Origin of the sequence: Synechococcus sp. R55.7 (assembly GCF_047461955.1) — a bacterium.
Taxonomy (GTDB): Bacteria; Cyanobacteriota; Cyanobacteriia; order Thermostichales; family Thermostichaceae; genus Thermostichus.
This window is the reverse complement of the sequence record NZ_JANSIC010000200.1, coordinates 1-4,804: the sequence shown is the minus strand read 5'-3', so window position 1 is coordinate 4,804 and position 4,804 is coordinate 1. Positions and strand designations below refer to the sequence as shown.

The 4,804-nt window shown below is 51.7% G+C and carries 2 protein-coding genes and 1 CRISPR repeat array; both genes read left to right on the top strand.

Annotation, left to right across the window (positions count from 1 at the left end; all coding sequences use genetic code 11):
* The coding region (cas1, locus tag NW820_RS10145) for a CRISPR-associated endonuclease Cas1 (RefSeq protein ID WP_414407418.1) at positions 1 to 896 on the top strand (896 nt) is incomplete at its 5' end.
* The gene (gene cas2 / locus NW820_RS10140; RefSeq protein WP_414329659.1) at positions 896 to 1,174 is read left to right on the top strand and encodes a CRISPR-associated endonuclease Cas2; all 279 of its coding nucleotides are present in this window, start codon (positions 896 to 898) and stop codon (positions 1,172 to 1,174) included. The genes cas1 and cas2, both read left to right, overlap by 1 nt.
* A gap of 251 nt (positions 1,175 to 1,425) precedes the next feature.
* Positions 1,426 to 4,786: direct repeats of the CRISPR family, unit length 36 nt; unit sequence GTTCCCCCTTCGGGGGGATCCCTAGAAATTGGAAAC.
* Positions 4,787 to 4,804: the final 18 nt, after the last annotated feature.

Here is a 4,804-nt window from a genome sequence, read left to right as displayed (position 1 = left end):
TGCCTCTACCCTTGCTGGAGCAAATTTTAATCTTTGGCCGATCCCAGGTCACCACAGACGTAGTGAGAGCGTGCCTGAGGCGGAATATTCCTATTGCCTATCTCTCCCGGCTAGGCTATTGCTATGGTCGCCTTGTTCCTATAGAGAGGGGGTACCGCCGCTTAGCTCATTTGCAACAGGCGCTCCCTGAAGAATGGCGATTGCAAACGGCAGCCCAGATGGTGCGAGCCAAGCTGCTCAATAGCCGGGTGCTGCTGATGAGGCAGCTCAGGCAACGCCCCACTGAAACAGGGGATCTGACCCTGCGCAGTCTGGAACATTTGGCTGCTCAAGCTCTTGAGGCCAAGTCTCTAGATCAATTGCGGGGCATTGAAGGAGCGGCTGCGGCTCTGTATTTCCCGGAATTGGGAAATTGCCTTCAGCAAAGGGGCTTTGTTTTGCTTAACCGCACTCGACAGCCGCCCACTAACCCGGTTAATGCCATGCTCAGCTTTGGCTACATGGTGCTCTGGAACCATCTATTAACCCTGATTGAGCTGCAAGATTTGGATCCCTATCAGGGTTGCTTGCACGCTAGCAGTGAACGCCATGCTGCTCTGGTTTCGGACTTACTGGAAGAATTTCGGGCGCCTATTGTAGATTCAATAGTCCTCTGGCTGATCAACAAGGGCATTATGAACATCGAAGAAGACTTTGAGTATCGCGATGGTGGCTGTTTTCTAAGTGATAGTGGCAGGAAAAAGTACCTTACAGCTTTCATCCAAAGAATGGAGGGATCCATCCAGACCCCTGACGGAGATCAACCCCGCTGGGATCTGCTAACGCAGCAAGTTAAAAAGTTTAAGCAATCCGTCTATAATCCTCAAGATTTGTACCAGCCCTACCGGATTCGCTGATGTTTCTTTATGTTGTTACCTACGATACTCCCTGCGACAAGCGACGCAAGAAAATTGCCGACCTGCTAGAAGGCTACGGCAAGCGCGTGCAATACAGCGTGTTTGAGTGCGTCCTCGACAAAGACAAGTTCGAGGAGCTCAAACTGCGGCTCCGCAAGAAGATCAAGCCCGAGGAAGACAGCGTCCGCTTCTATCCGCTCACTAGCTATGTCCTCGCCCAGGTGGAAATCTGGGGTGGGCCTGCCCTGACTGCACCCCCCAGCTCGGTCATTGTGTAGCTCAGGCAAGTCTCTTCCTACTTAAGCACTCGGTGTTTCCAAAAGCACACTCAAACGGTATCAACGCCTCCGCGAGCGATCCGCCAAAAGCCGCAAAGGCCGATTCTTTCGTCCGATCCCTCGACGCCTTGCGCCACAAGGCTTTCCGGCCCCAAAGCCCCCTCGCCAGCACCCTTTTTGCCGACTTTTTTCCGGATCCCTCGCAAATGGGTCTTGCATTCCTTGCCCTGCTTGGGTTTAATAGGGGTGGAGTTCCCCCTTCGGGGGGATCCCTAGAAATTGGAAACACCAAGTGGAGCAGTTGAACCAGCTTTGCTAATTCCATCGTTCCCCCTTCGGGGGGATCCCTAGAAATTGGAAACGCTTCAATGTAGTGATCAGAATTGACCACAGGTAGATCTTGTTCCCCCTTCGGGGGGATCCCTAGAAATTGGAAACCTTCCATTTCTGCTCGCGATAGTTCCAGTAGTACTGCTTATTGTGTTCCCCCTTCGGGGGGATCCCTAGAAATTGGAAACTCCGCAGTGCTTCGCGGATGGTAATCTCGTCAAGCTTCAAGAGTTCCCCCTTCGGGGGGATCCCTAGAAATTGGAAACCATACTTATAGGGATGGCTATGTGGAGGCAGCCATCCTTGGGCGAGGTTCCCCCTTCGGGGGGATCCCTAGAAATTGGAAACATCGAACGTACAGACAATCATGTACTGTTCTTGACGTTCCCCCTTCGGGGGGATCCCTAGAAATTGGAAACAGTACCCCATCTGGTGGTAGTCAATCCAGTCTGCATAGTGTTCCCCCTTCGGGGGGATCCCTAGAAATTGGAAACGTAGTAGCAGTGAAGAGTCAGTCGTGTATTCAGTATTCATGTTCCCCCTTCGGGGGGATCCCTAGAAATTGGAAACTTTGGGATATAACGGTACTCTATAATAGTACCGTCATAGCCCTGTTCCCCCTTCGGGGGGATCCCTAGAAATTGGAAACTGCCTATCCTACTGTAGGTTTGGCTTTCTACCTGCTTTACGGGGAGTTCCCCCTTCGGGGGGATCCCTAGAAATTGGAAACAGTGGCACTAACTCCATCCGGGAGTTTGTTTATTTTTTCGGTTCCCCCTTCGGGGGGATCCCTAGAAATTGGAAACAGTTTACAATAGTAATTATCCACTTTACAATAAGATATGTGTTCCCCCTTCGGGGGGATCCCTAGAAATTGGAAACCGTAGATGATCCGTACACTGTTACCACGACGCTCTTCGCGTTCCCCCTTCGGGGGGATCCCTAGAAATTGGAAACAAAGCCATTAATCTCACTCAACTTACGTGAGAACGTGTACAGTTCCCCCTTCGGGGGGATCCCTAGAAATTGGAAACTGTTGATGAAAGTACAGGTTTATCTACTGTAAGTAGTTCCCCCTTCGGGGGGATCCCTAGAAATTGGAAACTAGAGATACGGGCACCGGCGTGTTAGCCGGACCCAGGTGTTCCCCCTTCGGGGGGATCCCTAGAAATTGGAAACATAGGTGGATTTTTGGCAGTACATATTAGTACCACTCCAGGTATGTTCCCCCTTCGGGGGGATCCCTAGAAATTGGAAACTTTCGTGGTTCCAGTAATATTGCCGGTTTCCAATCTGCCGGTTCCCCCTTCGGGGGGATCCCTAGAAATTGGAAACGGCAAAGAGCCGTCCTCAAACTGACCGATGAAATCATGTTCCCCCTTCGGGGGGATCCCTAGAAATTGGAAACTATCTGGGTCAAATATACCGTCTTTTGCTAGGGCCTGTAAATTGGGGTTCCCCCTTCGGGGGGATCCCTAGAAATTGGAAACTAACAGCTGGCGTTCTGCTTGTCGCTCTGCGCGTAGCCAGTTCCCCCTTCGGGGGGATCCCTAGAAATTGGAAACGTTCTCAGAACATTCTCTGAGAAGCCTTTAATTTCCCGTTCCCCCTTCGGGGGGATCCCTAGAAATTGGAAACCCGGAGACCAGTCAGAGTGGAGAACGATTTCGAACTGTTCCCCCTTCGGGGGGATCCCTAGAAATTGGAAACCACGTTACCTACACCCACTCCTGGAGCAATATTTTGTTCCCCCTTCGGGGGGATCCCTAGAAATTGGAAACTTGGTTTATACCGAGGTATAATCCTAACTTCCCGATTGGCGTTCCCCCTTCGGGGGGATCCCTAGAAATTGGAAACTCTACAAACGTTGGAGCTATAGCTACTACCAGTTGAATGTTCCCCCTTCGGGGGGATCCCTAGAAATTGGAAACATGGGTAGTCCGGGAAACCGGATGGCAAAGGCTGTTTGGTCCAGTTCCCCCTTCGGGGGGATCCCTAGAAATTGGAAACTGTTGTTTCTTTCCCTGCAAGGGAGGATATTATGTATAGTTCCCCCTTCGGGGGGATCCCTAGAAATTGGAAACTGGGCTAAGTCCTGTGCACTAGAGTAACCTCCCCCACAGTTCCCCCTTCGGGGGGATCCCTAGAAATTGGAAACAGATGCTTTAATTGCCGGATTGATATTTGCAGGATTGTTCCCCCTTCGGGGGGATCCCTAGAAATTGGAAACATACTACGTCAGATACGGACAGCGCTTGGTCAAGCGCTTGTTCCCCCTTCGGGGGGATCCCTAGAAATTGGAAACCAATCTGCTAAGTACGCAGCCAACTGTGCGTAGTTGTTCCCCCTTCGGGGGGATCCCTAGAAATTGGAAACATGCGGCCAAACAAAGTCGGGGTTCAGGGATCCGCCGTTCCCCCTTCGGGGGGATCCCTAGAAATTGGAAACTTCCGCTTTCCGCTGGGCTTCCTCTGCTTTGCGAATGTTCCCCCTTCGGGGGGATCCCTAGAAATTGGAAACACTGCCTCATCGATCACTGCACCGATCTGGCAGCGTCTTGTTCCCCCTTCGGGGGGATCCCTAGAAATTGGAAACCGTCTAACGAGTTGCCTTCGACGTAACCATACACTGGTTCCCCCTTCGGGGGGATCCCTAGAAATTGGAAACAGTCTGATAGCTTGCTAAAGCCCAGGTGATACAAGACTCTGTACGCGTGTTCCCCCTTCGGGGGGATCCCTAGAAATTGGAAACCAAATATCCTCAGCAGTCTCACCGTTAGCCAGTCTTTGCTTGTTCCCCCTTCGGGGGGATCCCTAGAAATTGGAAACAGTCTCAGAACCGGTATTAGGCTGGCTAGCTCCGGTACTGGTTCCCCCTTCGGGGGGATCCCTAGAAATTGGAAACTCCAAAAAGCGGTTCATTTGGACCGCCGACGAAATCTCGGAATGTTCCCCCTTCGGGGGGATCCCTAGAAATTGGAAACCCGAAAGATTCGGGGTAGTGAGTGCATTGACAATCTCGTTCCCCCTTCGGGGGGATCCCTAGAAATTGGAAACATTTTCTTCGCAGTAACACGAAGAGATTCGCACTCCTGGTGTTCCCCCTTCGGGGGGATCCCTAGAAATTGGAAACATCCACTTCTGAGAGTTCCTCGGCACCTCGGGCTTGAGGTTCCCCCTTCGGGGGGATCCCTAGAAATTGGAAACACCTCTACTATTTGCCCCTCCCACCCCGGGGCGTACCAGTGTTCCCCCTTCGGGGGGATCCCTAGAAATTGGAAACCCTATAGCCACAAAAAAT